Annotated in this window: 28 protein-coding genes, 2 pseudogenes and 1 other annotated feature; of the genes and pseudogenes, 24 read left to right on the top strand and 6 right to left on the bottom strand. The window is 43.3% G+C overall.

All coding sequences use genetic code 11. From position 1 onward, the window contains the following. Nucleotides 1-38: 38 nt before the first annotated feature. Both yidA and NMM25_RS03480 read right to left on the bottom strand, forming a co-directional pair. Nucleotides 39-845 carry a sugar-phosphatase gene (yidA, locus tag NMM25_RS03475; protein WP_198459774.1) on the bottom strand — a complete coding sequence of 269 codons (807 nt, stop codon included), beginning with the start codon at nt 843-845 and terminating at the stop codon, nt 39-41. A gap of 9 nt (nt 846-854) precedes the next feature. Beyond that, nucleotides 855-2,162 (bottom strand): HD domain-containing protein, encoded by a 1,308-nt coding sequence (locus NMM25_RS03480; protein ID WP_042902410.1) that lies wholly within the window; start codon nt 2,160-2,162, stop codon nt 855-857. Nucleotides 2,163-2,233: 71 nt separating this feature from the next. On the opposite strand from NMM25_RS03480, the gene NMM25_RS03485 reads away from it, so the two are divergent. After that, the gene (locus NMM25_RS03485) at nt 2,234-2,611 is read left to right on the top strand and encodes a DUF1934 domain-containing protein (RefSeq protein ID WP_254725203.1); all 378 of its coding nucleotides are present in this window, start codon (nt 2,234-2,236) and stop codon (nt 2,609-2,611) included. Nucleotides 2,612-2,635: 24 nt separating this feature from the next. Here NMM25_RS03485 and NMM25_RS03490 read toward each other — a convergent pair whose 3' ends face one another. Beyond that, the gene (locus tag NMM25_RS03490) at nt 2,636-3,718 is read right to left on the bottom strand and encodes a DEAD/DEAH box helicase (protein ID WP_254735981.1); all 1,083 of its coding nucleotides are present in this window, start codon (nt 3,716-3,718) and stop codon (nt 2,636-2,638) included. Beyond that, a complete protein-coding gene (locus NMM25_RS03495; protein WP_254735982.1) occupies nt 3,715-4,692 on the bottom strand; it encodes a Gfo/Idh/MocA family protein in 978 nt (325 codons plus the stop codon). The genes NMM25_RS03490 and NMM25_RS03495 overlap by 4 nt, the downstream gene beginning before the upstream one ends. A gap of 154 nt (nt 4,693-4,846) precedes the next feature. Between NMM25_RS03495 and NMM25_RS03500 the strand changes: the two are divergent. The 4 genes and pseudogenes from NMM25_RS03500 (at nt 4,847) to rpmA (ending at nt 6,705) form a co-directional block, all read left to right on the top strand. Next, a pseudogene (locus NMM25_RS03500) lies at nt 4,847-5,533 on the top strand (YoaK family protein). Between the two features lie 64 nt (nt 5,534-5,597). Beyond that, nucleotides 5,598-5,685: a sequence feature (ribosomal protein L21 leader region), on the top strand. Between the two features lie 34 nt (nt 5,686-5,719). Continuing rightward, nucleotides 5,720-6,034, top strand: a complete 315-nt coding sequence (gene rplU / locus NMM25_RS03505; RefSeq protein WP_000109141.1) for a 50S ribosomal protein L21 — start codon at nt 5,720-5,722, stop codon at nt 6,032-6,034. A 16-nt stretch (nt 6,035-6,050) separates the two neighbouring features. After that, the gene (locus tag NMM25_RS03510; RefSeq protein WP_000613697.1) at nt 6,051-6,395 is read left to right on the top strand and encodes a ribosomal-processing cysteine protease Prp; all 345 of its coding nucleotides are present in this window, start codon (nt 6,051-6,053) and stop codon (nt 6,393-6,395) included. Between the two features lie 16 nt (nt 6,396-6,411). Next, entirely contained in the window at nt 6,412-6,705 is a 294-nt protein-coding gene (rpmA, locus tag NMM25_RS03515) for a 50S ribosomal protein L27 (RefSeq protein WP_000916509.1), read from the top strand. A 166-nt stretch (nt 6,706-6,871) separates the two neighbouring features. Here the strand turns inward: rpmA and NMM25_RS03520 are convergent. After that, a pseudogene (locus tag NMM25_RS03520) lies at nt 6,872-6,946 on the bottom strand (AraC family transcriptional regulator); the annotation flags it as partial. Between NMM25_RS03520 and NMM25_RS03525 the strand changes: the two are divergent. The 16 genes from NMM25_RS03525 (at nt 6,939) to NMM25_RS03600 (ending at nt 20,408) form a co-directional block, all read left to right on the top strand. Then, nucleotides 6,939-7,847 carry a LysR family transcriptional regulator gene (locus NMM25_RS03525; protein WP_001025717.1) on the top strand — a complete coding sequence of 303 codons (909 nt, stop codon included), beginning with the start codon at nt 6,939-6,941 and terminating at the stop codon, nt 7,845-7,847. The pseudogene NMM25_RS03520 and the gene NMM25_RS03525 sit on opposite strands and share 8 nt — an antisense overlap. Next, complete coding sequence (gene lspA, locus NMM25_RS03530) at nt 7,844-8,311, top strand: signal peptidase II (protein ID WP_084875451.1); 468 nt, start codon at nt 7,844-7,846, stop codon at nt 8,309-8,311. Before NMM25_RS03525 ends, lspA begins: the two co-directional genes overlap by 4 nt. Continuing rightward, the gene (locus NMM25_RS03535; RefSeq protein ID WP_254735983.1) at nt 8,295-9,194 is read left to right on the top strand and encodes an RluA family pseudouridine synthase; all 900 of its coding nucleotides are present in this window, start codon (nt 8,295-8,297) and stop codon (nt 9,192-9,194) included. The genes lspA and NMM25_RS03535 overlap by 17 nt, the downstream gene beginning before the upstream one ends. A gap of 99 nt (nt 9,195-9,293) precedes the next feature. Continuing rightward, nucleotides 9,294-10,403, top strand: a complete 1,110-nt coding sequence (proB, locus tag NMM25_RS03540; RefSeq protein WP_254735984.1) for a glutamate 5-kinase — start codon at nt 9,294-9,296, stop codon at nt 10,401-10,403. A 9-nt stretch (nt 10,404-10,412) separates the two neighbouring features. Next, entirely contained in the window at nt 10,413-11,675 is a 1,263-nt protein-coding gene (locus tag NMM25_RS03545) for a glutamate-5-semialdehyde dehydrogenase (RefSeq protein WP_254735985.1), read from the top strand. Nucleotides 11,676-11,678: 3 nt separating this feature from the next. Next, nucleotides 11,679-12,476: a pyrroline-5-carboxylate reductase gene (gene proC / locus NMM25_RS03550; protein WP_254735986.1), complete on the top strand. Its 798-nt coding sequence runs from the start codon at nt 11,679-11,681 to the stop codon at nt 12,474-12,476. 120 nt (nt 12,477-12,596) lie between these two features. Continuing rightward, nucleotides 12,597-13,235 carry a dTMP kinase gene (tmk, locus tag NMM25_RS03555; protein WP_254735987.1) on the top strand — a complete coding sequence of 213 codons (639 nt, stop codon included), beginning with the start codon at nt 12,597-12,599 and terminating at the stop codon, nt 13,233-13,235. Beyond that, complete coding sequence (locus tag NMM25_RS03560; RefSeq protein ID WP_254735988.1) at nt 13,232-14,122, top strand: DNA polymerase III subunit delta'; 891 nt, start codon at nt 13,232-13,234, stop codon at nt 14,120-14,122. The genes tmk and NMM25_RS03560 overlap by 4 nt, the downstream gene beginning before the upstream one ends. A 38-nt stretch (nt 14,123-14,160) precedes the next feature. Beyond that, nucleotides 14,161-14,478, top strand: a complete 318-nt coding sequence (gene yabA / locus NMM25_RS03565) for a DNA replication initiation control protein YabA (protein WP_000358229.1) — start codon at nt 14,161-14,163, stop codon at nt 14,476-14,478. A gap of 2 nt (nt 14,479-14,480) precedes the next feature. Next, complete coding sequence (gene rsmI / locus NMM25_RS03570) at nt 14,481-15,359, top strand: 16S rRNA (cytidine(1402)-2'-O)-methyltransferase (RefSeq protein ID WP_254735989.1); 879 nt, start codon at nt 14,481-14,483, stop codon at nt 15,357-15,359. A 133-nt stretch (nt 15,360-15,492) separates the two neighbouring features. After that, nucleotides 15,493-16,827, top strand: a complete 1,335-nt coding sequence (gene trmFO / locus NMM25_RS03575) for a methylenetetrahydrofolate--tRNA-(uracil(54)-C(5))-methyltransferase (FADH(2)-oxidizing) TrmFO (protein ID WP_007518882.1) — start codon at nt 15,493-15,495, stop codon at nt 16,825-16,827. Nucleotides 16,828-16,910: 83 nt separating this feature from the next. Further along, on the top strand, nt 16,911-17,648 hold the full coding sequence (pyrH, locus tag NMM25_RS03580; protein ID WP_000002996.1) for a UMP kinase: 738 nt from the start codon (nt 16,911-16,913) through the stop codon (nt 17,646-17,648). An 8-nt stretch (nt 17,649-17,656) separates the two neighbouring features. Then, complete coding sequence (frr, locus tag NMM25_RS03585) at nt 17,657-18,214, top strand: ribosome recycling factor (protein ID WP_001262236.1); 558 nt, start codon at nt 17,657-17,659, stop codon at nt 18,212-18,214. 59 nt (nt 18,215-18,273) lie between these two features. Beyond that, complete coding sequence (gene cvfB, locus NMM25_RS03590; RefSeq protein ID WP_254735990.1) at nt 18,274-19,128, top strand: RNA-binding virulence regulatory protein CvfB; 855 nt, start codon at nt 18,274-18,276, stop codon at nt 19,126-19,128. 8 nt (nt 19,129-19,136) lie between these two features. Next, on the top strand, nt 19,137-19,355 hold the full coding sequence (locus NMM25_RS03595) for a YozE family protein (protein ID WP_254735991.1): 219 nt from the start codon (nt 19,137-19,139) through the stop codon (nt 19,353-19,355). 66 nt (nt 19,356-19,421) lie between these two features. Continuing rightward, nucleotides 19,422-20,408, top strand: coding sequence for a PhoH family protein (locus NMM25_RS03600; RefSeq protein ID WP_084854010.1), 987 nt, complete (start codon nt 19,422-19,424; stop codon nt 20,406-20,408). A gap of 51 nt (nt 20,409-20,459) precedes the next feature. Here NMM25_RS03600 and ald read toward each other — a convergent pair whose 3' ends face one another. Further along, complete coding sequence (ald, locus tag NMM25_RS03605) at nt 20,460-21,572, bottom strand: alanine dehydrogenase (RefSeq protein ID WP_254735992.1); 1,113 nt, start codon at nt 21,570-21,572, stop codon at nt 20,460-20,462. 176 nt (nt 21,573-21,748) lie between these two features. On the opposite strand from ald, the gene NMM25_RS03610 reads away from it, so the two are divergent. From NMM25_RS03610 to NMM25_RS03620, 3 genes are all read left to right on the top strand, one after another. After that, nucleotides 21,749-22,318, top strand: coding sequence for a GNAT family N-acetyltransferase (locus NMM25_RS03610; RefSeq protein ID WP_000443755.1), 570 nt, complete (start codon nt 21,749-21,751; stop codon nt 22,316-22,318). A gap of 66 nt (nt 22,319-22,384) precedes the next feature. After that, nucleotides 22,385-23,035 (top strand): helix-hairpin-helix domain-containing protein, encoded by a 651-nt coding sequence (locus NMM25_RS03615; protein WP_180833127.1) that lies wholly within the window; start codon nt 22,385-22,387, stop codon nt 23,033-23,035. After that, nucleotides 23,019-25,259 (top strand): DNA internalization-related competence protein ComEC/Rec2, encoded by a 2,241-nt coding sequence (locus NMM25_RS03620; protein WP_254735993.1) that lies wholly within the window; start codon nt 23,019-23,021, stop codon nt 25,257-25,259. The genes NMM25_RS03615 and NMM25_RS03620 overlap by 17 nt, the downstream gene beginning before the upstream one ends. Nucleotides 25,260-25,303 lie beyond the last annotated feature (44 nt).

The following is a 25,303-nucleotide window of genomic DNA, read 5'->3' on the forward strand; positions in this document are numbered from 1 at the left end:
ACCGCTCTCCTGAGCGGTTTTCGTCTATTCTTGCCTTTTTACAGTACCCACGTACGGATAGCATGGGCAACGCCGGATTCGTCGTTTGTTTTGGTGATGTATTTGGCGATTTTTTTGAGTTCTGGATTTCCATTTTCCATAACAACGGGGTTACCCACGACTTCCAGCATGGCGCGGTCATTTTCTTCGTCACCGATCGCCATGGTTTCATCTTTGGTCAATCCTAGTTTTTCAGCTAAGTGAGTGATGGCTGAACCCTTGTCCACATTCTTTTTAAGGAGTTCGAGGTAGAAAGGAGCAGATTTGTTAATAGAGTATCGTTCGTAAAATTCTGCTGGAATTTTTTCAATCGCAGCGTCGAGAATTTCTGGTTCATCAATAAACATACATTTGACGATTTCCTTGTCAGCCATTTCTTCTGGAGTGCGGTAGAAAATAGGCATGCTGACGAGGGTTGATTCGTGCACCGTGTATTTTCCGATATTGCGATTGGCAGTATAGATACCGTCCTTGGTAATAGCGTGCATGTGAACACCGAGCTTGCGACTGAGAAATTCCATATCTAGATAATCCTCATAGGTCAAGGATTCGCTGATAATCTCATGGCCAGTAGCAGTCTCTTGGACAAGGGCACCGTTGAAGGTTACCACATAGTCGCCCTTGTCTCTCAACTGCAAGTCGTCCAGAAGTTTTGCAACGCCTGCAATGGGACGACCTGTTGCAATAACGACCTTGACGCCAGCTTGTTTGGCATCTTGGATGGCAGAAAAGACTTCCGGAGTGATTTCCTTTTGACTGTTGACTAGGGTACCATCGATATCGACGGCAATTAGTTTAATACTCATACATTTCCTCTATTCGTTCTTATTTGGGGTAAAATGATCGTTCTCAATCAAGTGTAAAAATTGCTGGGTAATGCTTGCGAAGATGCTGTTTTGGTCCAACATTTCTTTTGGGAAATAAAAACGATTATCTCCGTGGCGACTGCCAGCAAGGGATTGGACGATAGGAGACAGGCTAGAGAGTTCTGCTAGTTCTCCATTTTTCTGTAGAATCTCAATCTGTGTCCGTGGGTTTTCAGATTCGGGACGATAGATATCATAAGGGAGGTCAAAGTTCTTATGAATAGCAGTATAGTAGTCTGGATCAAAACCGATTTCTTCAACCAGTTGTCTCATGGTTGCGAGTTGGTCTTGGTCTTCTTGTGAAAAAGTAATGGATTTAAAGACCTTGCGGTTGACAAAACGTTGCGACAAGTCGGCTAGTATCTTGTCAGGACTGGTCATCCAGAGTTGGAAGTAGGTATTCATCACGCCGTCATCAAGTGCCAGATAGTCAGATAGAGTAACTTTCTTTTCAAAAAAAGGTAGCAAATGAGGAGAAGTGCGTGCAAAGAAGTCCTTGTCTTCAGGATAGAGTTCCTTGGCGCGCTTGAGAAGATTCTGTAGGAGGACTTCCATGGCCCGAGTTGCTGGGTGGAAATAAACCTGCATATACATCTGGTAGCGACTGAGGACATAGTCTTCAATAGCGTGCATGCCATTGCGCTGAAAGGCGATCCCATTTTCGACAGGACGAATGACTCGGAGGATTCGAGTCAGGTCAAATTCCCCATAAGATGCTCCTGTAAAATAGGAGTCGCGCAAGAGATAGTCCATGCGGTCTGCATCAATCTGACTGGAAATGAGCTGTACGACCTGCTTGTTAGGATAGGTATGGTCAATGACACTGGCAACTTTTTTTGGAAAGTCAGGCGCTACTTGTAACAAGACTTGGTGAATCTCTGTCTCAGGACTTTGGATGATTTCCTGAGTAATGGCCTCATGATCTGTATCAAAGAGATGTTCAAAAGTATGAGAGTAGGCACCATGCCCGAGGTCATGAAGGAGCGCAGCAGTCATGGTCAAAAGAGACTCAGCAGGATCCCATTCTTCAGGATATTTTTCTTCAAAAATCTCCGTGATACGACGAGCAATCTCATAGACTCCTAGACAGTGGGAAAAGCGACTGTGCTCCCCACCATGGAAAGTATAGCTGGAAGTTCCTAGCTGTTTGATACGGCGCAGACGTTGAAATTCCTTTGTATTGATCAAGTCATAGATGACCTGATTATTGACATGGATATAGTTGTGAACTGGGTCACGGAATACTTTTTCGTTCATATGACCATTATAGCAAAATCCTGCTCTTTTTGGTAAAATAGTAGGACAAGAGACAAGAAAGAGGATTTGATGTGAAGATTCGGATGCGCAATACGATTCAGTTTGATGAACAATTGGAAGTCATTGACCAACTCTATGACGTGGAAGTGCGTGAAAAGGGCGATTATAGCTATCTGCTTTTTTATAATGAGGAAAAAGAAAAAGTAGTTATTAAATTCCATGGTCAAGAACTGGTGATGACCCGTTTTTCCAATCCGAAGACCATTATGCGTTTTCTCAAGGATAGTGATAGTTTGGCCTATATTCCTACACCAATGGGGATGCAGGAGTTTATCATTCAAACGAGTCACTACAAACTGGATGGGCAAAAGATTGAACTCGCCTATCAACTGCAAAATCAAGAGGGACAACCCTTTGCCAGCTATCAATTAGAAATTACTTGGGGATAAGAAAAAGGTTGGCGAATGCCAACCTTATTTGATATAGAGTTCTTGATTTTTTAGGACAATTTCACGTACACTTGCGAATTTCTTGAGTTTTTTCAGTTCTTCAGGATGGGTTACCAGAGTGATAACATAGCCCTCTTTGCCCATGCGACCTGTACGGCCAGCGCGGTGGGTATAGGTTTCCATATCTCTAGGAATATCAAAGTTTACGACGCATTCTAGGCTATCGATATCAATTCCACGAGCCAGAAGGTCAGTTGCAAGGAGCAGGGTTAGTTGCTTATCTTTAAACTTTTCTAAGATGACTTTTCGATATTTTACATTGACATCGCTAGCGAGGGAAACAGCTAAGATATCCCGATACTGTAGTTTTTCCTCCGCACTTCCAAGATCTGACAAGCTGTTAAAGAAGACCAGACCACGGAAATCCTCAACATGAGCTAGTTTTCGTAGCATATCCACACGGTGACGTTGGTCTACCTGCATATAGAAGTGTTGGATGTTGTCCAGTTTTTGATCAGAGAGATCAATGGTGCGCGTGTTTGGTGCAATCTTCTCTTGGTCAAACTTGGTCGTCGCACTCATGTAGACGAGTTGGTGGTCACGAGGTGCGTAGTGAGTGATTTTCTCAACAAAGTGAATCTGAGAATCATCGAGTAATTGGTCAAATTCATCCAGGATGATGGTTTCCACATTCATCATCTTGATTTTTTTTAATTTAATCAACTCAAAGATACGGCCAGGGGTTCCAATCAGAATTTCTGGTCCTTTTTTGAGTCGTTCAATCTGGCGTTTCTGACTCGAACCTGATAAGAAGAGCTGAGCAGTTAAGCCGATAGCCTCTGACCACGTTTTACATACATCAAAAATCTGTCCAGCTAGTTCTGTATTTGGTGCTAGAATCAAGAGCTGTTGGGCTTTTTTCTTTTGTAGTCTGAGAAGGCTTGGTAGGAGGTAAGCGAGGGTCTTACCAGTTCCTGTTGGGCTTACTCCCAGGAGGTTTTCTCCAGCAAGAAGGGGCTCAAATAGTTGAGTTTGAATGGGGGTAAATTCTTGGAAACTGAGTTGGTCGCTCAGTTCTTGCCATTCAGTGGGTAGTTTGGTTTTCATTTTTCTGCCTCAAATCTAATGCCAGCAGTCTGGCGCATGGTATAGAGTAAATCATGAACAGAGCCTGCATCATCCAGCCAAGTCAGGTAAAGCGTCTGGTCTGGTTGCTGGATCATCTGTGCGAATGCAGCGACTTCCTCAGTCATCGTATGAGGAGCCTGTTGGATAGGGAGCTGAACTTGATTTCCTTGGCGGTCGGTAAAAATAGCTGAGCGGATATGCTCAATCGTGTTGAGGGTCAAGGTTCCATCTGCTGTGTAAATCTCACAAGGAAGATTGGAAGTGATGTTTTTCCCAGCCTTGATATGAACTTGAAAGTTAGGGTAGAAGAGGATACCATCTCCATTTAGGTCAATGCTATTGTTAAGCTGTTTAGCCTGATAAGTCGCGTCCTGAGACTTTCCAAAGAGGAGAACGGCAGCATAGAGAGGATAAATCCCCAAATCCATAAGGGCTCCACCAGCAAAACGATCTGAAAAGACATTTGGCGTCTGTCCAGCCAATAAGTCAGGCATCTTGGAAGAATACTTGGCATAATTGAAATCAGCTCCCAAAACTTGCTTGTCTGCCAAAAAATTCTTGATAGTAGTAAAGGCTTCCTCGTGGTAGTTTCGTGCTGCCTCAAAGATAAAACAATTATTTTTCTTAGCTGCTTGCCTCAAGTCTAGCCATTCTTGTGACTGAGTGACAGCTGGCTTTTCAAGAATGACGTGCTTGCCAGCAGACAAGGCAGCCTTGGCTTGAACAAAATGCAAGGAGTTTGGACTGGCGATATAGACCACATCAAAGGAAGACTTAAAGAAGTCTTCTAATTGATCAAAGAGTTGGATATCCTGATAGCGAGAAGCGAAGGATGCAGCAGTTTCTAGTTTTCTAGAATAGACTGCAACCAGCTGGTATTCTCCACTAGCATGGGCTGCTTCAATGAAATGATGGGTAATAACACCTGTTCCGATAACACCTAATTTAAGCATAAATACTCCTTTTCCGATTTCAATTCCTTCCTTCATTATAACATAGAAAAGAAGGACTATCCAACAGATGGTAAAAATTTCAAATGGGCTACGAATTTCTTGGAGAAAGTGGTACAATATTTAGATAAGTAGATGAAATGAGACGGGGGAGAAGATGAGATTATTACCAATAAGAAAAATATCACGTCAGTCTAAGAGACTAGCGCTTTTTTTGACTTTTTGTGCAGGGTATGTCGATGCCTATACCTTTATCGTGCGAGGAAATACCCTTGTGGCTGGACAAACTGGGAATGTGGTTTTTCTTTCTGTAGGACTCATTCAGCAGAATGTATCGGACGCCAGTGCCAAAGTAATGACCTTGTTTTCCTTTATGATGGGTGTCTTTTTTCTGACATTGTATAAGGAAAAACTACGAATTGTTAAAAAGCCGATTTTGTCCTTGATTCCACTTGCAGTCCTGTCCCTAATTATAGGCTTTGTGCCGCAAACGGTTGATAATATCTATCTCGTACCGCCCTTGGCCTTTTGTATGGGACTGGTGACAACTGCTTTTGGAGAAGTGTCAGGTATTGCCTATAATAATGCTTTTATGACGGGGAATATCAAACGTACCATGTTAGCTTTTGGAGACTATTTCCGGACCAAGCATACGCCTTTCCTACGAGAGGGCTTGATTTTTGTTAGCTTGCTTAGCAGTTTTGTCTTCGGAGTTGTTTTTTCAGCTTATTTGACGATTTATTATTAGGAAAAGACAATTCTAGGTGTTCCTCTTATGATGAGTATCTTTTACTTCAGTATGCTTTTTGCTTCTTGGAGAAAAAAAGGGAAAGAAAAAGCTTAAATTTGATTGATTTCGCTTGTAAGAAAAAAGAAGATATGCTATACTTTAAGAGTTGACTATGCACAATCCTGTGCAACCGCACGAACATCGTTGCTCACATAGTGAGTATAAAGTGGTTCGTCCCACGATGCTAGGCGAGTCTTCACAAAAATACGGGGAAACCCTAAAAATCATAGGAGGTGCATAATGAGCACATACGCAATTATCAAAACTGGCGGAAAACAAGTTAAAGTTGAAGTTGGTCAAGCAGTTTACGTTGAAAAATTGAACGTTGAAGCTGGTCAAGAAGTTACTTTTAACGAAGTTGTTCTTGTTGGTGGTGAAAACACTGTTGTCGGAACTCCACTTGTTGCTGGAGCTACTGTAGTTGGAACTGTTGAAAAACAAGGAAAACAAAAGAAAGTTGTTACTTACAAGTACAAACCTAAAAAAGGTAGCCACCGCAAACAAGGTCACCGTCAACCATATACAAAAGTTGTCATCAACGCGATCAACGCTTAATTTTTAAGGAGAACACATGATACAAGCAGTCTTTGAGAGAGCCGAAGATGGCGAGCTGAGGAGTGCGGAAATTACTGGACACGCCGAAAGTGGCGAATACGGCTTAGATGTCGTGTGTGCATCGGTTTCTACGCTTGCCATTAACTTTATAAATTCCATTGAGAAATTTGCAGGCTATGAACCAATCTTAGAATTAAACGAAGATGAAGGTGGTTATCTAAAGGTTGAAATACCAGCGGATCTTCCTTCACACCAGAGAGAAATGACCCAATTATTCTTCGAATCATTTTTCTTAGGTATGGCAAACTTATCGGAGAACTCTTCTGAGTTCGTCCAAACCAGAGTTATCACAGAAAACTAACACGGAGGAAAACATTATGTTAAAAATGACTCTTAACAACTTGCAACTTTTCGCCCACAAAAAAGGTGGAGGTTCTACATCAAACGGACGTGATTCACAAGCGAAACGTCTTGGAGCTAAAGCAGCTGACGGACAAACTGTAACAGGTGGATCAATCCTTTACCGTCAACGTGGTACACACATCTATCCAGGTGTAAACGTTGGACGTGGTGGAGACGATACTTTGTTCGCTAAAGTTGAAGGCGTAGTACGCTTTGAACGTAAAGGTCGCGATAAGAAGCAGGTTTCTGTTTACCCAATCGCAAAATAAAAAGGTCCAGTGAATCTTTTTATCCCGAGCCTTAAAATGAAAAGGCGAGGAAGCTAGAAGTAGCATAAAATAAGGCTTTCCGAGTTTTCGGAGAGCCTATTTTTTTGTTTTGATACCCATTTTGAATTTAATAGAGAATAGTTAGATTTAAACTTGCGATGGACCCTTTTTTCTTTTTTGGAAAAATTCTGAAATATGGTATAATGAACAGATAGAGAAGTTGGGGGTAAAAGATGAACATTCAACAATTACGCTATGTTGTGGCCATTGCCAATAGTGGTACTTTCCGTGAAGCTGCTGAAAAGATGTATGTTAGTCAGCCAAGTCTATCTATTTCTGTGCGCGATTTGGAAAAAGAGTTAGGCTTTAAAATTTTCCGTCGGACGAGTTCGGGAACGTTTTTGACCCGTCGTGGTATGGAATTTTATGAGAAAGCGCAAGAGTTGGTCAAAGGCTTTGATGTTTTTCAAAATCAGTATGCCAATCCTGAGGAAGAAAAGGATGAATTTTCCATTGCCAGCCAGCACTATGACTTCTTGCCACCAACCATTACGGCCTTTTCAGAGCGTTATCCTGATTATAAGAACTTTCGTATTTTTGAATCTACCACAGTTCAAATATTAGACGAAGTGGCGCAAGGACACAGTGAGATTGGGATTATCTACCTCAACAACCAAAATAAAAAGGGCATCATGCAACGGGTTGAAAAGCTTGGTTTAGAAGTTATTGAACTAATTCCTTTCCAGACTCACATTTATCTTCGTGAAGGGCATCCTTTAGCACAGAAAGAGGAATTGGTCATGGAGGATTTAGCGGATTTACCAACAGTTCGTTTTACTCAGGAAAAGGATGAGTATCTATACTATTCAGAGAACTTTGTCGACACCAGCGCGAGCTCCCAGATGTTCAATGTGACCGACCGTGCTACTTTGAATGGTATTTTGGAGCGGACGGATGCTTACGCGACTGGATCTGGATTTTTAGATAGTGACAGTGTCAATGGAATCACAGTCATTCGTCTCAAGGATAATCTAGATAACCGCATGGTCTATGTCAAACGGGAAGAGGTGGAGCTTAGCCAAGCTGGGACTCTTTTCGTTGAGGTTATGCAAGAATATTTTGATCAAAAGAGGAAATCATGAAAAAAAGAGGAATAGTAGCAGTCATTGTACTGCTTTTGATTGGGCTGGATCAGTTGGTCAAAAATTATGTTGTCCAGCAGATTCCACTAGGTGAAGTGCGTTCGTGGATTCCCAATCTCGTTAGCTTGACCTATCTGCAAAATAGAGGGGCAGCCTTCTCCATGCTGCAAGACCAGCAGTGGTTTTTTGCTGTTATTACACTGGTCGTCATGGCAGGTGCCATTTGGTATCTACATAAACACATGGAGGATTCTCTCTGGCTAGTTTTCGGACTGACCTTGATAATCGCTGGAGGTCTGGGCAACTTTATTGACAGAATGAGTCAAGGTTTTGTGGTGGATATGTTTCACCTAGACTTTATCAACTTTGCGATTTTCAATGTTGCTGACAGTTATTTGACAGTTGGTGTCATTGTTCTATTGATTGCAATGCTTAAAGAGGAAGTAAATGGAAATAAAAATTGAAACTGGTGGGCAACGTCTAGACAAGGCTCTGTCGGACCTGACAGAATTGTCACGCAGTCTCGCGAATGAACAAATCAAGGCTGGACAAGTTTTGGTTAATGGGCAAGCCAAGAAAGCCAAATACACTGTCCAAGAGGGCGATGTGGTCACTTACCATGTGCCAGAACCGGAGGTTTTAGAGTATGTGGCTGAGAATCTTCCGCTAGAAATCATTTACCAAGATGAGGATGTGGCCGTTGTTAACAAACCTCAGGGAATGGTGGTGCATCCGAGTGCTGGTCATACTAGCGGAACCTTGGTCAATGCCCTCATGTACCATATCAAGGACTTGTCAGGTATCAATGGTGTTCTCCGGCCGGGTATCGTTCACCGCATTGACAAGGACACGTCGGGTCTCCTCATGATTGCTAAGAATGATGAGGCCCACTTAGCACTCGCGCAAGAACTCAAGGACAAGAAGTCTCTCCGTAAATACTGGGCAATTGTTCACGGTAATCTGCCAAATGATCGTGGTGTGATTGAAGCTCCGATTGGTCGTAGTGAAAAAGACCGTAAGAAACAGGCTGTGACTGCTAAAGGGAAGCCAGCAATGACTCGTTTCCATGTCTTGGAACGCTTTGGAGATTATAGTTTGCTAGAGTTGCAACTGGAAACAGGGCGTACTCACCAAATCCGTGTTCATATGGCTTATATTGGCCATCCAGTCGCTGGTGATGAAGTCTATGGTCCTCGTAAGACTTTGAAAGGACATGGACAGTTTCTCCATGCTAAGACTCTAGGTTTTACCCATCCGAGAACAGGTGAAACCTTGGAGTTCACAGCAGATATTCCAGAGATTTTTAAGGAAACGCTGGAAAGATTGCGTAAAGCTGAGAATAGATAAAAGAGTTGAGATGACTGTCTCAACCTTTTTATTTCAAGTCTTTTCTATTTTAAAGTATTCATGTTATAATGGATAAATATGAAGAATCGGAGTGAGAATATGAAGTACAAACGAATCGTCTTTAAGGTAGGGACCTCCTCCTTAACAAACGAAGACGGGAGTTTATCAAGAAGTAAAGTAAAGGCAATTACCCAGCAATTGGCTATGCTGCATGAGGCTGGACATGAGTTGATGTTAGTGTCATCTGGGGCAGTAGCCGCTGGATTTGGAGCTTTGGGTTTTAAAAAACGTCCGACCAAGATTGCAGATAAACAAGCTTCAGCTGCAGTTGGTCAGGGACTTTTGTTGGAGGAATATACAACCAACCTCCTCATGCGTCAAATCGTTTCTGCACAAATCTTGCTGACCCAGGATGATTTTGTAGATAAACGTCGTTATAAGAATGCCCATCAGGCCTTGTCTGTATTGCTTCATCGTGGTGCAATCCCCATCATCAACGAGAATGACAGTGTCGTTATTGATGAGCTCAAGGTCGGAGACAATGACACTCTGAGTGCCCAGGTAGCGGCGATGGTTCAAGCAGACCTTTTAGTTCTCTTGACCGATGTGGACGGTCTCTATACTGGAAATCCCAACTCAGATCCAACAGCCAAACGTTTGGAGAAAATCGAGACTATCAATCGTGAGATTATTGATATGGCTGGTGGAGCAGGTTCGTCAAACGGTACTGGGGGCATGCTAACAAAAATCAAGGCTGCAACTATTGCGACGGAATCAGGTGTGCCAGTCTATATTTGCTCCTCCTTGAAATCTGATGCCCTGATTGAGGCAGCGGAGGAGACCAAGGATGGTTCCTTCTTTGTTGCGCAAGAGAAGGGACTTCGTACCCAGAAACAATGGCTGGCCTTCTATGCTCAAAGCCAGGGAACGATTTGGGTAGATGGTGGAGCTGCAGAGGCACTTTCAAAAAACGGGAAAAGTCTCCTTTTATCGGGTGTGGTAGAAGTGGAAGGAAACTTCTCTTACAACGATATTGTAACAGTAGTAGATAAAGAAACAGGTCAATCTCTTGGAAAGGGACGTGTTCAATTTGGTGTCTCAGCTCTAGAAGATATGCTCCGTTCTCAAAAAGCTAAGGGAGTCTTGATTCACCGTGATGACTGGATTTCCATCACTCCTGAAATCCAGCTGCTCTTTACAGAATTTTAGAGGTGAACGATGGTAAGGACACAAGAACAATTTGAACAGGTACAGGCTGTTAAGAAATCAATCAATACTGCTAGTGAAACAGTGAAAAATCAAGCCTTGCTAGCTATGGCAGATCATTTATTGGCAGCTACTGAGGAGATTCTAGAGGCCAATGCCCTCGATATGGAAGCGGCTAAGGGTAAAATCTCAGATGTCATGCTGGATCGTCTTTATTTGGATGCAGGTCGAATCCAAGCGATGGCAAGAGGGATTCGTGAAGTAGTTGCTTTACCAGATCCCATTGGTGAAGTCCTAGAGACAAGTCATCTTGAAAATGGCTTGGTTATCACCAAAAAACGTGTGGCCATGGGGGTTATCGGTATTATCTATGAAAGCCGTCCAAATGTGACGTCGGATGCGGCTGCTTTGGCTCTCAAGAGTGGTAATGCAGTCGTTCTTCGTAGTGGCAAAGATGCCTATCAAACTGCCCATGCTATTGTCACAGCCTTGAAGAAGGGCTTGGAGACGACTACCATTCATCCAGAGGTGATTCAACTAGTGGAAGATACCAGTCGAGAAAGTAGCTATGCCATGATGAAGGCCAAGGGTTATCTAGACCTTCTTATTCCTCGTGGAGGAGCTGGCTTGATCAATGCGGTGGTTGAAAATGCTATCGTACCTGTTATCGAGACGGGAACCGGGATTGTCCATGTTTATGTGGACAAGGATGCCGATGAAGACAAGGCTCTGTCTATTATCAACAATGCTAAAACCAGTCGTCCTTCTGTCTGCAATGCTATGGAAGTTTTACTGGTTCATGAAGACAAGGCAGCGGATTTCCTTCCTCGCTTGGAGCAAGTTCTTGTTACAAGTCGGAAAGAAGCTGGACTGGAACCAATTCAATTCCGCTTGGATAGCAAAGCAAGTCAGTTTCTTTCAGGTCGATTGGCTGAGGCACAAGACTTTGACACCGAGTTTTTAGACTATGTCCTAGCTATTAAGGTTGTGAGCAGTCTAGAAGAAGCGGTTGCGCATATTGAAGCCCACAGTACCCATCATTCGGATGCCATTGTGACGGAAAATGCTGAAGCTGCAACTTACTTTACAGATCAAGTAGATTCAGCAGCGGTTTATGTCAATGCCTCAACGCGTTTCACTGATGGTGGGCAATTTGGTCTTGGATGTGAGATGGGAATTTCTACTCAGAAACTGCATGCGCGTGGCCCTATGGGCTTGAAAGAGTTGACCAGCTACAAGTATGTGGTTACTGGTAACGGACAGATAAGGGAGTAAGAGATGAAGATTGGATTTATCGGTTTGGGGAATATGGGAGCTAGTTTGGCTAAGGCTGTTGTGCAGGCCAAGACGGGTGCTCAGATTCTCCTTGCCAATCGTAGTCAAGCAAAAGTAGATGCTTTCATTGCCAACTTTGGTGGTCAGGCTTCCAGCAATGACGAAATCTTCGCAGAAGCAGATGTGATTTTTCTAGGTGTTAAGCCTGCTCAGTTTTCTGAACTGCTTTCTCAATACCAGACCATCCTTGAAAAACGAGAGAGTCTTCTTTTGATTTCCATGGCGGCTGGATTGACCTTGGAAAAACTAGCGAGTCTTCTGCCAAGTCAACACCGGATTATTCGCATCATGCCCAATACTCCAGTGGCTATCGGCCAAGGAGTGATTAGTTATGCCATGTCAGCAAACTGTCTTGCTGAGGACAGGGAGCTCTTTTGTCAGTTATTAGCCAATGCGGGTCTATTGGTTGAGTTTGGAGATGGCTTAATCGATGCAGCGACAGGTCTTGCAGGTTGTGGGCCAGCCTTTGTCTACCTCTTTATCGAGGCTTTGGCAGATGCAGGTGTTCAGTCAGGATTGCCACGAGAAACGGCTTTGAAAATGGCAGCCCAAACAGTAGTTGGAGCTGGACAAATGGTTCTGGAAAGTCAGCAACATCCTGGAGTTTTGAAAGACCAAGTTTGCAGTCCAGGTGGTTCGACTATCGCTGGTGTAGCAAGTCTGGAAGAACATGCCTTTAGAGGCACAGTCATGGACGCAGTTCAGCAAGCCTACAAACGAACACAAGAACTAGGTAAATAAGAGGTTGGATGACTCCCAGCCTCTTTTATGGTCGATTGAATGGAGAAGGCACAAAAAGATTGTCACAAAAATCTATTTTTTTGATAGAATAGAAGGTAGAAAAAAAGAAATGAGTTAGACATGTCAAAAGGATTTTTAGTCTCTCTTGAGGGACCAGAGGGAGCAGGAAAGACCAGTGTTTTAGAGGCTCTACTCCCAATTTTAGAGGAAAAAGGAGTAGAGGTGCTGACGACCCGTGAGCCAGGTGGAGTCTTGATTGGGGAGAAGATTCGTCAAGTAATTTTGGATCCAAGTCATACGCAGATGGATCCTAAAACAGAGCTTCTTCTCTATATCGCCAGTCGCAGACAGCACTTGGTGGAAAAAGTTCTTCCAGCCCTTGAAGCTGGCCAGTTGGTCATTATGGACCGCTTCATTGATAGTTCCGTTGCATATCAGGGATTTGGTCGTGGCTTGGATATTGACTCCATTGATTGGCTCAATCACTTTGCGACAGATGACCTTAAACCCGATTTGACACTCTATTTTGACATCGAGGTGGAAGACGGGCTGGCTCGCATTGCTGCCAATAGTGACCGCGAGGTCAATCGTTTGGACATGGAAGGTTTGGACTTGCACAAGAAAGTTCGTCAAGGTTACCTTTCTCTTCTGGACAAAGAAGGAAATCGCATTGTCAAGATTGATGCGAGTCTTCCCTTGGAACAAGTTGTGGAAACGACCAAGGCTGTCTTGTTTGACAGAATGGGCTTGGCTAAATGAAACAAGATAAACTAAAGGATTGGCAACCAGCCCAGTTTGACCGCTTTGTCCGTATTTTAGAACAAGACCAGCTCAATCACGCCTATCTCTTTTCGGGTTTCTTTGGAAGCTTGGAAATGGCGCAGTTTTTGGCTAAGAGCCTCTTTTGTAGGGATAAGGTAGGCGTTTTACCATGTGAGAAATGCCGAAACTGTAAGCTGATTGAACAGGAAGAATTTCCCGATGTTACCTTGATTAAGCCTGTTAATCAGGTCATTAAGACAGAACGGATTCGGGAGTTGGTGGGTCAGTTTTCCCAAGCAGGGATTGAAAGCCAGCAACAGGTCTTTATCATCGAGCAGGCGGAGAAAATGCATCCCAACGCAGCTAACTCTCTGCTCAAGGTCATCGAAGAACCTCAGAGTGAGGTTTACATTTTCTTCTTGACCAGCGATGAAGAAAAGATCTTGCCAACCATCCGTAGTCGGACTCAGATTTTCCATTTTAAAAAGCAAGAAGGAAAGCTCATCCATCAATTAGAACAAGCAGGTCTCGTTAAGAAAAAAGCGACTCTTTTAGCTCAGTTTAGTCAATCGCGTGCTGAAGCTGAAAAGTTGATCAATCAGGCTAGTTTTTGGACCTTGGTCGATGAGAGCGAACGCCTGCTGACCTGGTTATTAGCTAAGAAAAAAGAAAGTTATCTCCAAGTTGCTAAATTAGCCAACTTGGCAGATGACAAGGAAAAACAAGATCAGGTTTTGCGAATCCTCGAAGTTCTCTGTGGGCAGGATCTCTTACAAGCAAGGATTCGACAGATTTTACAAGATTTGCTAGAAGCTAGAAAAATGTGGCAAGCCAATGTTAGCTTTCAAAACGCCATGGAATACCTGGTCTTGAAAGAAATATAAACTCAAAATGAAGGATAAAGAAAGGAAAGGGCTGGTTTATGGACAAAAAAGAATTATTTGACGCGCTAGACGATTTTTCTCAACAGTTATTGGTGACCTTGGCCGATGTAGAAGCCATCAAGAAAAATCTCAAGAGCCTGGTAGAGGAAAATACAGCTCTTCGCTTGGAAAATAGTAAGTTGCGCGAACGCTTGGGCGAGGTGGAAGCAGATACCCCCGTTAAGGCCAAGCACGTTCGTGAAAGCGTCCGCCGAATCTATAAAGACGGGTTTCACGTATGTAATGATTTTTATGGACAACGCCGAGAGCAGGACGAAGAATGTATGTTCTGTGACGAGTTGTTATACAGGGAGTAGGCATGCAGATTCAAAAAAGTTTTAAGGGACAATCTCCCTATGGCAAGCTTTACCTAGTAGCAACGCCGATTGGCAATCTAGACGATATGACTTTTCGTGCCATCCAGACTCTAAAAGAAGTGGACTGGATTGCTGCTGAGGACACCCGTAATACCGGGCTTTTGCTCAAGCATTTTGACATTCAGACAAAGCAGATCAGTTTTCACGAGCACAATGCCAAGGAAAAGATTCCTGATTTGATTGGTTTTCTGAAGGCGGGGCAAAGTATTGCTCAGGTTTCTGACGCGGGTCTGCCTAGTATCTCGGACCCTGGGCATGATTTGGTCAAGGCAGCTATTGAGGAAGAGATTGCAGTTGTCACAGTTCCGGGTGCCTCTGCAGGGATTTCTGCCCTGATTGCCAGTGGTTTAGCGCCACAGCCACATATCTTTTACGGTTTCTTACCAAGAAAATCAGGCCAGCAAAAGCAATTTTTCGACTTGAAAAAAAATTATCCAGAAACTCAGGTTTTCTATGAATCGCCCCACCGTGTAGCGGATACGTTAGAAAATATGCTAGAAGTCTACGGTGACCGCTCGGTAGTCTTGGTCAGGGAATTGACCAAAATCTATGAAGAATACCAACGAGGAAAGATTTCAGAGCTACTAGAAAGTATTGCTGAAACACCACTCAAGGGTGAATGCCTTCTCATCGTTGAAGGCGCCAGTCAGGATGTGGAAGACAAGGACGAGGAGGACTTGTTCTTAGAAATCCAAGCTCGTATCCAAGAAGGCATGAAGAAAAATCAAGCTATTAAGGAAGTTGCGAAACTCTACCAGTGGAACAAAAGTCAGCTCTACGCTGCCTACCACGACTGGGAAGAAAATCAAGAAAATGACTAAACAGGGAAGTTTTCCTTCTTCCCTTTTTTTGTTATACTAGTAGAAGAAAAATTAGAAAGATTTGTGGGTGTCAAATAGTCTAGTAGCTTGTTTTTATTTGGACTTAGTTTCCACCCAAAGAGGTATTAGTGTCGTGTCTCAATCTTATATCAATGTTATCGGAGCAGGTTTGGCAGGTTCTGAAGCAGCCTACCAAATCGCAGAACGTGGTATTCCAGTTAAACTCTATGAAATGCGTGGGGTCAAGTCAACACCCCAGCACAAAACAGACAATTTTGCTGAGTTAGTTTGTTCCAATTCCCTACGTGGGGATGCTTTGACAAATGCCGTTGGACTCCTCAAGGAAGAAATGCGCCGCTTGGGTTCTGTCATCTTGGAGTCTGCTGAGGCTACACGTGTTCCTGCAGGCGGTGCCCTTGCGGTGGACCGCGATGGTTTCTCTCAAATGGTGACCGAGAAAGTAGCCAACCACCCCTTGATTGAAGTGGTGCGTGATGAAATTACAGAATTACCAACTGATGTTATTACAGTTGTCGCTACTGGTCCTTTGACCAGCGATGCACTAGCTGAAAAGATTCATGCCCTTAATGACGGCGATGGTTTCTATTTCTACGATGCGGCAGCGCCTATTATTGACGTCAACACCATTGATATGAGCAAGGTCTATCTCAAGTCTCGTTATGACAAGGGAGAGGCGGCCTACCTCAATGCTCCAATGACCAAGCAAGAATTTATGGATTTCCATGAAGCCTTGGTCAATGCGGAAGAAGCACCGCTGAATTCCTTCGAAAAAGAAAAGTACTTTGAAGGATGTATGCCTATCGAAGTCATGGCCAAGCGTGGCATTAAAACCATGCTTTATGGTCCTATGAAGCCAGTTGGTCTGGAGTATCCAGACGATTACACAGGCCCTCGTGACGGAGAGTTTAAAACTCCTTATGCAGTTGTCCAGCTTCGTCAGGATAATGCGGCTGGTAGTCTCTACAATATCGTCGGTTTCCAAACCCACCTCAAATGGGGAGAACAAAAGCGTGTCTTCCAAATGATTCCAGGTCTTGAAAATGCGGAGTTTGTTCGTTATGGGGTCATGCACCGTAATTCTTACATGGATTCACCAAATCTTCTTGAACAGACTTATCGTTCTAAGAAACAACCCAACCTCTTCTTTGCTGGTCAAATGACGGGTGTGGAAGGCTATGTTGAGTCAGCAGCCTCAGGCTTGGTTGCAGGTATTAACGCGGCTCGACTCTTCAAGGGTGAAAGTGAAGCTATCTTCCCAGAGACCACAGCGATCGGAAGTCTAGCTCATTACATCACTCACGCTGATAGCAAACATTTCCAACCAATGAATGTCAATTTTGGGATTATCAAGGAATTGGATGGCGAGCGTATCCGTGATAAAAAAGCTCGTTATGAAAAAATTGCAGAGCGTGCTCTTACCGACTTAGAGGAATTTTTAACGGTTTAATTTTTTTCAAAGAATTGCTCATGATACTATAAAAATCTTAGAAATTGTGATAAAATAGGTAGGATAAAAAAAGGAGAGTAAAAATGGCGAATCCCAAGTATAAACGTATTTTAATCAAGTTATCAGGTGAAGCCCTTGCCGGTGAACGTGGTGTAGGGATTGATATCCAAACAGTTCAAACAATCGCAAAAGAGATTCAAGAAGTTCATAGTTTAGGTATCGAAATTGCCCTTGTTATTGGTGGAGGAAATCTCTGGCGTGGGGAACCTGCTGCAGAAGCAGGAATGGACCGCGTTCAGGCAGATTACACTGGAATGCTTGGGACCGTGATGAATGCTCTTGTGATGGCAGATTCATTGCAACAAGTTGGGGTTGATACGCGAGTGCAAACAGCCATTGCTATGCAACAAGTGGCAGAACCTTACGTACGTGGACGTGCCCTTCGCCACCTTGAAAAAGGCCGCATCGTTATCTTTGGTGCTGGTATTGGTTCACCTTACTTCTCAACCGATACAACAGCAGCCCTTCGTGCAGCTGAAATCGAAGCGGATGCCATTCTTATGGCTAAAAACGGTGTTGATGGTGTTTACAATGCCGATCCTAAGAAAGACAAGACAGCTGTTAAGTTTGAAGAATTGACCCACCGTGATGTTATCAATAAAGGTCTTCGTATCATGGACTCAACAGCCTCAACCCTCTCAATGGATAACGACATCGACTTGGTTGTCTTCAACATGAACCAACCAGGCAACATCAAACGTGTCGTATTTGGTGAAAATATCGGAACAACAGTTTCAAATAATATCGAAGAAAAGGAATAGGAAACATTATGGCAAACGCAATTGTAGAAAAAGCTAAAGAAAGAATGACCCAGTCTCACCAATCTCTTGCACGTGAATTTGGTGGAATCCGTGCAGGTCGTGCTAACGCGAGCTTGCTAGACCGTATCCACGTAGAATACTATGGAGTCGAAACTCCTCTTAACCAAATCGCTTCAATTACCATTCCAGAAGCGCGTGTCTTGTTAGTGACACCATTTGACAAGTCTTCTTTGAAAGACATCGAACGTGCCTTGAACGCTTCTGACCTTGGTATCACACCAGCTAATGACGGTTCTGTGATCCGCTTGGTTATCCCAGCTCTTACAGAAGAAACTCGTCGTGACCTTGCCAAAGAAGTGAAGAAGGTCGGTGAGAATGCTAAAGTGGCTGTCCGCAATATCCGTCGCGACGCTATGGACGAAGCTAAAAAACAAGAAAAAGCAAAAGAAATCACTGAAGACGAATTGAAGACTCTTGAAAAAGATATTCAAAAAGTAACAGACGATGCTGTGAAACACATCGACGACATGACTGCCAACAAAGAAAAAGAACTCTTGGAAGTCTAAAAATAAACAGAAAAACTCAGTTGGCATTGCTGGCTGAGTTTTATTCGAAAGAAGGAAATATGAATACAAATCTTGCAAGTTTTATCGTTGGACTGATCATCGATGAAAATGACCGTTTTTACTTTGTGCAAAAGGATGGTCAAACCTATGCACTTGCCAAGGAAGAAGGTCAACATTCGGTAGGGGATACGGTCAAAGGTTTTGCCTATACGGATATGAAGCAGAAACTCCGATTGACCACTTTAGAAGTGACTGCCACTAAGGATCAATTTGGCTGGGGAACCGTAACAGAAGTTCGTAAGGACTTGGGTGTTTTTGTCGATACCGGTCTACCTGATAAGGAAATCGTTGTGTCACTCGATATCCTCCCTGAGCTCAAGGAACTCTGGCCTAAGAAGGGTGATAAACTTTACATCCGTCTTGAAGTGGACAAGAAAGACCGAATCTGGGGACTCTTGGCATATCAAGAAGACTTCCAACGTCTGGCTCGTCCTGCCTATAACAACATGCAGAACCAAAACTGGCCAGCCATTGTTTACCGTCTCAAGCTGTCAGGAACCTTTGTCTACCTGCCAGAGAATAACATGCTTGGTTTTATCCATCCTAGCGAGCGCTATGCAGAGCCACGTTTGGGGCAAGTCTTAGATGCGCGTGTCATCGGTTTCCGTGAAGTGGATCGTACCTTGAACCTATCCCTCAAACCACGTTCCTTTGAAATGTTGGAAAATGATGCTCAGATGATTTTGACCTACTTGGAAAGCAATGGCGGTTTCATGACCTTGAATGATAAGTCGTCTCCTGAGGATATCAAGGCAACCTTTGGTATCTCTAAAGGTCAGTTCAAGAAAGCACTCGGCGGCTTGATGAAGGCTGGCAAAATCAAGCAAGACCAGTTTGGTACAGAGTTGATTTAGGGAGGCTTATGAGAAAATCATTTTACACTTGGCTCATGACTGAGCGCAATCCTAAAAGTAACAGTCCCAAAGCCATCTTGGCAGACCTCGCTTTTGAGGAGTCAGCCTTCCCAAAACACACGGATGACTTTGATGAGGTGAGTCGCTTTTTGGAGGAGCATGCCAGTTTCTCTTTTAACCTAGGAGATTTTGATGGAATACTTAGAACACTAGAGACAATAAGATAAGGCTAGTATTTTATTGTTCTCTTTGCTATAATAAAAAGAAATAAATGGATTAGAGAGGTTCTTTATTTGAAGGAACATTCAATAGACATTCAACTGAGTCATCCAGATGACTTGTTTCATCTTTTTGGATCCAACGAGCGCCATCTTCGTTTGATGGAAGAAGAGCTCGATGTGGTGATTCATGCTCGTACGGAGATTGTCCAGGTTTTGGGAGAAGAGACTGCCTGTGAGGAAGCTCGTCAGGTTATCCAAGCATTGATGGTTTTGGTGAATCGAGGGATGACAGTCGGCACACCAGATGTGGTGACTGCGATTAGCATGGTCAAAAACGATGAAATTGACAAGTTTGTCGCCCTTTACGAAGAAGAAATTATCAAAGACAATACTGGGAAACCGATCCGTGTCAAAACCTTAGGTCAAAAGCTTTATGTGGACAGTGTCAAACAGCATGATGTGACCTTTGGAATCGGGCCTGCTGGGACAGGGAAGACCTTTCTTGCGGTGACCTTGGCAGTGACTGCCCTTAAACGTGGGCAAGTCAAGCGAATTATTCTGACTCGACCAGCAGTGGAAGCAGGTGAGAGTCTAGGATTTCTTCCGGGTGATCTTAAGGAGAAGGTCGATCCTTACCTTCGACCTGTTTACGATGCTTTGTACCAAATTCTCGGAAAAGATCAAACGACCCGTCTCATGGAGCGTGAAATTATCGAAATCGCTCCCCTTGCCTACATGCGTGGTCGGACCTTGGATGATGCCTTTGTCATTCTCGATGAAGCACAAAATACGACCATCATGCAGATGAAGATGTTCCTGACTCGTTTAGGCTTTAATTCTAAGATGATTGTCAATGGAGATATCAGTCAGATTGACCTGCCGCGTAATGTCAAGTCCGGTTTGATTGATGCCCAAGAAAAGCTCAAGAATATTCACCAAATCGACTTTGTTCATTTTTCAGCTAAGGATGTGGTTCGTCATCCAGTTGTCGCTCAGATTATCCGAGCTTATGAACCAGCTCCAGTTAAGGTTGAAGAAAAGAAGGAAGAAACAGAATAGCAAAAAGAGCAGTTCAGATGTGAACTGCTCTTTTTTAATGAGTGTCTAGCTTTAAACAAGTTCGTCGATAGACGTATGATCTTTATCGAGACCTTGAGCAACTGGGAGACTGGTCAAGTAACCTTGATAAGTGGTCACACCTTGACGCAAGCCCTCATCTTCAGCAATTGCTTGTGCGAATCCTTTGCCAGCCAATGCTTCGATATAAGGAAGAGTGACATTGGTTAAGGCGATGGTTGAAGTGCGAGCAACCGCACCAGGGATATTGGCAACGGCATAGTGGAGAACACCGTGTTTTTCATAAACAGGCTCATCGTGCGTTGTCACACGGTCAGCTGTCTCGATAACGCCACCTTGGTCAACAGCTACGTCAACGATGACAGAGCCTGGACGCATTTGTTTGACCATCTCATCTGTCACCAATTTCGGTGCTTTGGCACCAGGTATGAGCACCGCTCCAATTACAACATCAGCATCTCTCACACTTGCTTCGATGTTGAATGAATTAGACATAAGAGTTTGAATTTGGTTTCCAAAGACTTCTTCTAGAACCGAGAGACGCTTCGCGCTGATATCTAAAATAGTCACTTGAGCACCAAGCCCAAGGGCGATGCGGGCAGCATGTGTACCGACGACACCACCACCGATGATGGTTACTTTTCCTTTTGGAACACCTGGTACACCACCTAGTAGGACACCAGAACCACCAGCTTGCTTAGTAAGGAAGTGGGCTCCGATTTGAACAGCCATACGACCTGCAACCTCACTCATAGGAACGAGGAGAGGTAGTTGTCCTTGATTGTCACGAACAGTTTCATAGGCAATTCCTGTTGTTTTTGCTGCTAACATAGCTTCTGCTAATTCTGGCGCAGCGGCCATGTGCAAGTAGGTGAAGAGAAGAAGATCGTCGCGCAAATAACCGTATTCAGAAGCTAGTGGTTCTTTTACTTTCACGACTAATTCGGCTGCCCAGGCTTCAGCAGCAGTAGCGACAATCTCAGCTCCTTGCTTTTGATAGTCTTCATCAGTAAATCCTGAACCGAGACCAGCATTTGTTTCGATGAGGACACGATGTCCACGACTGACTAAACTGTGGACACCAGCAGGAGTGAGGGCAACACGGTTTTCATTATTTTTAATTTCTTTTGGGATTCCGATTAACATAGAGATAACCTACCTTTCAATTGACGGGATTGTTTTAGTTGTCACATTCCAGTTCATAAATCAAAAATGTGATGGTTTTATTGTATATGAAACCGCTTCAAAAATCAAGAAAAACTTGTCATCCAAATTTATTTATGCTAGACTAGTGAGAATCAAGCTCTAATGGAGGGAAAAGTATGGAATCAATATTTGTGAAATTTGCCCAGTATCCATCTATAGAAACGGAGCGTTTATTGCTCCGACCTGTAACCTTGGACGATGCAGAAGCTATGTTTGAGTATGCCTCTGACAGAGAAAATACACGCTACACTTTTCCAACAAATCAAAGTTTAGAAGAAACCAAGAACAACATCGCTCAGTTTTACTTGGCTAGTCCCTTGGGACGGTGGGGAATCGAACTAAAAAGCAATGGTCAGTTTATTGGTACCATTGACTTGCACAAGATCGATACTGTTCTTAAGAAGGCAGCCATTGGCTACATTATCAATAAAAAGTATTGGAATCAAGGATTGACGACAGAAGCTAATCGTGCCGTGATTGAACTGGCTTTTGAGCAGATTGGAATGAACAAGTTGACAGCTCTTCACGATAAAGACAATCCCGCATCAGGAAAGGTCATGGAGAAATCAGGTATGCGTTTTTCCCACGAAGAACCCTATGCCAGAATGGATAATAAAGAACCAGGTCGAATGATCACAAGGGTTCATTATGTCTTGACTAAGGAAGACTATTTTGCAAATAAATAAGCAGTTGAAAAGATTTTTCAGCTGTTTTTTTCTTTCACTTACGAATAACTTAAGAGAGGAGAAAATATGGAAGCAATTATCGAGAAAATCAAAGAGTATAAAATCATTGTCATTTGTGCTGGTTTGGGTTTGGCCTTGGGCGGATTTTTCCTACTAAAGCCAACTTCACAAACATCTGTGAAAGAAACAAACTTGCAGGCTGAAGTTGCAGCTGTTTCAAAGGATTCATCATCTGAAAAGGAAATCAAGAAGGAAGAAAAGGAAGAATCTCCTGAACAAGATCTAATCACAGTAGATGTTAAGGGGGCTGTTAAATCGCCAGGGATTTATGATTTGCCAGTAGGGAGTCGGGTTCATGATGCCGTTCAGAAAGCTGGTGGATTGACAGAGGAAGCAGATAGTAAATCGCTCAATCTCGCTCAGAAAGTCAGTGACGAGGCTCTTGTCTATGTTCCAACTAAGGGAGAAGAAGCAGCTAGCCAGCAGGCTGCCTCTGGAACGACTCCTTCGACAAGTAAAGAAAAGAAGGTCAACCTCAATAAAGCTAGTCTGGAAGAACTAAAGCAGGTCAAAGGCTTGGGAGGAAAACGAGCTCAGGATATTATCGACCATCGTGAGGCAAATGGCAAATTCAAGTCGGTAGATGAATTAAAGAAAGTCTCTGGCATTGGTGCCAAAACGATAGAAAAGTTAAAAGACTATGTTACAGTGGATTAAGAATTTCCCAATTCCCCTAATCTATCTGAGTTTTCTGTTACTCTGGCTTTACTATGCCATTTTTGGAGTGTCCTATCTCGCACTGCTAGGTTTTGTTTTTTTGCTTGTCTGTCTCTTTTTTCAATTTCCTTGGAAATCTGCTGGAAAAGTTCTAGCGATTTGTGGAGTTTTTGGATCTTGGTTTCTGTTTCAAACTTGGCAACAGACACAAGCAAGTCAAAACCTAATGGATTCTGTTGAGAGGGTACGGATTTTACCAGATACTATCAAAGTCAATGGAGATAGTTTGTCCTTTCGGGGCAAGGCTGACGGCCGTACCTTCCAAATTTACTATAAACTCCAGTCCGAGAAAGAGAAAGAGCACTTTCAAGCCTTGACAGACCTTCATGAGATTGAACTAGAAGGAAAACTTTCCGAGCCAGAAGGTCAGAGAAATTTTGGTGGCTTTGACTACCAAGCCTATCTGAAGACTCACGGAATTTACCAAACTTTGACTATCAAAAGAATCCAGTTCCTCAAAAAAGTTAGCAGTTGGGATATAGGAGAAAATCTGTCCAGCTTACGTCGAAAGGCTGTAGTTTGGATCAAGGCTCACTTTCCAGACCCTATGCGCAACTATATGACAGGTCTTCTTTTCGGACATCTAGATACTGATTTTGAGGAGATGAATGAGCTCTATTCCAGTCTTGGTATTATCCATCTCTTTGCCTTGTCGGGTATGCAGGTGGGCTTTTTTATGGATGGTTTTAAGAAACTTTTATTGCGTCTGGGCTTAACTCAAGAAAAGTGGAAATGGTTGGCTTATCCATTCTCTCTGGTCTATGCAGGGCTGACAGGATTTTCAGCCTCAGTTGTTCGTAGTCTCTTGCAAAAGTTACTGGCCCAACATGGTGTTAAGGGTTTGGATAATTTTGCCCTAACGGTCCTTGTCCTCTTTATCATCATGCCTAACTTTTTCCTAACTGCAGGAGGAGTCTTGTCCTGCGCTTATGCTTTTATCTTGACCATGACCAGCAAAGAAGGGGAGGGACTCAAGGCTGTTGCTAGAGAAAGTCTGGTCATTTCCTTAGGAATATTGCCTATTCTATCCTTCTATTTTGCAGAATTTCAGCCTTGGTCTATCCTTTTGACCTTTGTCTTTTCCTTTCTGTTTGATGTGGTCTTCTTGCCACTTTTGTCCATCTTATTCATTCTGTCTTTTGTTTACCCAGTCACTCAGTTTAACTTTGTCTTTGAGTGGTTAGAGGGCGTCATTCGCTTGGTATCGCAGCTGGCAAGCAGGCCTCTGGTCTTTGGTCAACCCAACGCATGGCTTTTGATTCTACTGTTAGTTTCATTAGCCTTGGTCTATGACATGAGGAAAAACATCAAAAGACTAGCAGGAGTCAGTCTTTTTATTGTGGGGCTCTTTTTCCTGACCAAGCATCCACTTGAAAATGAAATTACCATGCTGGATGTGGGGCAAGGGGAGAGTATTTTCCTACGGGATGTAACTGGGAAAACCATTCTCATAGATGTTGGTGGTAAGGTAGAAGCTAGTAAGAAAATCGAGGCTTGGCAAGAAAAGGCGACAACCAGCAATGCCCAGAGAACCTTGATTCCCTATCTTAAAAGTCGAGGAGTAGACAAGATTGACCAGCTGATTTTGACAAATACAGATAAGGAGCATATTGGCGATTTGCTAGAAGTAACAAAGGCTTTCCATGTCGGGGAGATTTTAGTATCAAAACGAAGTTTGACACAGAAGGATTTTGTGGCAGAATTAGAAGCAAGCCAAACCGAGGTGCGCAGTGTGACAGAGGGGGATAATTTTTCGATTTTTGGGAGTCAGTTAGAAGTCCTATCTCTAAGGCAGATTGGAGATAGGGATCGTGATGATTCTCTGGTTCTTTATGGAAAACTCTTAGATAAGCACTTTCTCTTCACAGGAAATTTGGAGGAAAAAAGAGAGAAGGATTTGCTGAAGCAATATCCTGACCTAGAGGTGGATGTCTTGAAAGCAGGCCAACATGGTGCTAAAACCTCATCAAATCCAGTTTTCCTCGAAAAACTCAAACCAGAGATTACTCTCATTTCAGTTGGAAAAAACAATCGTGCGAAACTCCCCCATCAGGAAACCTTGACACGACTGGAAAGTATCAAGAGTAAGATTTACCGAACTGACCAGCAAGGGGCTATCCGCTTTAAAGGATGGAATAGTTGGAGAATTGAAACGGTTCGATAAAATAGACAAAGTTTTTAAAAAATTGACTTTTTATCTTGACAAGG

The sequence above is a fragment of the Streptococcus sp. CF10-1 genome (assembly GCF_024295825.1).
Classification (GTDB): Bacteria; Bacillota; Bacilli; order Lactobacillales; family Streptococcaceae; genus Streptococcus.

Coding starts and splice junctions, on each gene's coding strand:
- yidA (WP_198459774.1), bottom strand. CDS start 845: ATGAGTATTAAACTAATTGCCGTCGATATCGATGGTACCCTAGTCAAC.
- NMM25_RS03480 (WP_042902410.1), bottom strand. CDS start 2,162: ATGAACGAAAAAGTATTCCGTGACCCAGTTCACAACTATATCCATGTC.
- NMM25_RS03490 (WP_254735981.1), bottom strand. CDS start 3,718: ATGAAAACCAAACTACCCACTGAATGGCAAGAACTGAGCGACCAACTC.
- NMM25_RS03495 (WP_254735982.1), bottom strand. CDS start 4,692: ATGCTTAAATTAGGTGTTATCGGAACAGGTGTTATTACCCATCATTTC.
- rplU (WP_000109141.1), top strand. CDS start 5,720: ATGAGCACATACGCAATTATCAAAACTGGCGGAAAACAAGTTAAAGTT.
- NMM25_RS03510 (WP_000613697.1), top strand. CDS start 6,051: ATGATACAAGCAGTCTTTGAGAGAGCCGAAGATGGCGAGCTGAGGAGT.
- rpmA (WP_000916509.1), top strand. CDS start 6,412: ATGTTAAAAATGACTCTTAACAACTTGCAACTTTTCGCCCACAAAAAA.
- NMM25_RS03525 (WP_001025717.1), top strand. CDS start 6,939: ATGAACATTCAACAATTACGCTATGTTGTGGCCATTGCCAATAGTGGT.
- lspA (WP_084875451.1), top strand. CDS start 7,844: ATGAAAAAAAGAGGAATAGTAGCAGTCATTGTACTGCTTTTGATTGGG.
- NMM25_RS03535 (WP_254735983.1), top strand. CDS start 8,295: ATGGAAATAAAAATTGAAACTGGTGGGCAACGTCTAGACAAGGCTCTG.
- proB (WP_254735984.1), top strand. CDS start 9,294: ATGAAGTACAAACGAATCGTCTTTAAGGTAGGGACCTCCTCCTTAACA.
- NMM25_RS03545 (WP_254735985.1), top strand. CDS start 10,413: ATGGTAAGGACACAAGAACAATTTGAACAGGTACAGGCTGTTAAGAAA.
- proC (WP_254735986.1), top strand. CDS start 11,679: ATGAAGATTGGATTTATCGGTTTGGGGAATATGGGAGCTAGTTTGGCT.
- tmk (WP_254735987.1), top strand. CDS start 12,597: ATGTCAAAAGGATTTTTAGTCTCTCTTGAGGGACCAGAGGGAGCAGGA.
- NMM25_RS03560 (WP_254735988.1), top strand. CDS start 13,232: ATGAAACAAGATAAACTAAAGGATTGGCAACCAGCCCAGTTTGACCGC.
- yabA (WP_000358229.1), top strand. CDS start 14,161: ATGGACAAAAAAGAATTATTTGACGCGCTAGACGATTTTTCTCAACAG.
- rsmI (WP_254735989.1), top strand. CDS start 14,481: ATGCAGATTCAAAAAAGTTTTAAGGGACAATCTCCCTATGGCAAGCTT.
- pyrH (WP_000002996.1), top strand. CDS start 16,911: ATGGCGAATCCCAAGTATAAACGTATTTTAATCAAGTTATCAGGTGAA.
- frr (WP_001262236.1), top strand. CDS start 17,657: ATGGCAAACGCAATTGTAGAAAAAGCTAAAGAAAGAATGACCCAGTCT.
- cvfB (WP_254735990.1), top strand. CDS start 18,274: ATGAATACAAATCTTGCAAGTTTTATCGTTGGACTGATCATCGATGAA.
- NMM25_RS03595 (WP_254735991.1), top strand. CDS start 19,137: ATGAGAAAATCATTTTACACTTGGCTCATGACTGAGCGCAATCCTAAA.
- ald (WP_254735992.1), bottom strand. CDS start 21,572: ATGTTAATCGGAATCCCAAAAGAAATTAAAAATAATGAAAACCGTGTT.
- NMM25_RS03610 (WP_000443755.1), top strand. CDS start 21,749: ATGGAATCAATATTTGTGAAATTTGCCCAGTATCCATCTATAGAAACG.
- NMM25_RS03615 (WP_180833127.1), top strand. CDS start 22,385: ATGGAAGCAATTATCGAGAAAATCAAAGAGTATAAAATCATTGTCATT.
- NMM25_RS03620 (WP_254735993.1), top strand. CDS start 23,019: ATGTTACAGTGGATTAAGAATTTCCCAATTCCCCTAATCTATCTGAGT.